The sequence below is a fragment of the Nocardia arseniciresistens genome (assembly GCF_046764875.1).
Taxonomy (GTDB): domain Bacteria; phylum Actinomycetota; class Actinomycetes; order Mycobacteriales; family Mycobacteriaceae; genus Nocardia; species Nocardia arseniciresistens.
The window spans coordinates 1-583 of the sequence record NZ_JBKORD010000049.1 but is presented as its reverse complement, the minus strand read 5'-3'; the positions used below and the strand labels follow the sequence as shown (position 1 = coordinate 583).

1 protein-coding gene is annotated in these 583 nt (G+C 64.7%); it reads right to left on the bottom strand.

What is annotated here, in order from left to right:
- The coding region (locus ACLMAJ_RS38020; protein WP_412018764.1) for a beta-ketoacyl synthase N-terminal-like domain-containing protein at positions 1-583 on the bottom strand (583 nt) is incomplete at both ends.

The following is a 583-nucleotide window of genomic DNA, read 5'->3' as shown; positions in this document are numbered from 1 at the left end:
CCGCGTCGATGTAGCCCTCGACGCCACCGGTGACGACGATATCGGCGTCACCCATGACGATCATGCGCCACGCGTTGGCGATCGCCTCGGAACCGGACGAGCACGCCGAGACCGGAGTGACCACTCCTGCCCTGGCCTTCAATTCGAGACCCACGACGGCCGAAGGACCATTCGGCATGACCATCTGAACAGCCAGTGGCGAAATCTTGCGATAGCCACCGTTCTTCAGCTTGTCGACCGAGTCGATGAGGGCGTCACCGCCACCGAGTCCGGTGCCGATAGCCACACCCAGTCGTTCCGGGTCGACCTCGGGGCTGCCCGCGTTGCGCCAGACTTCGCGACCGAGGACGGTCGCGAGCTGCTCGACGTAGGCCATGCGCCGACATTCGACTCGGGTCAGCAGGGTCTCGGGCCGAACCTTCAGGTGACCGCCGATGCGGACCGGAAGGTCGTACTCCTCGATGAAGGAGTCCTCGAGAACGTCGATACCGCTCTCGCCGTTCAGAAGGCCCTTCCACGTCGCATCGACGTCACCGGCGATCGACGTAGACGCCGCCAGGCTCGTGACGACGACGTTGGGGAA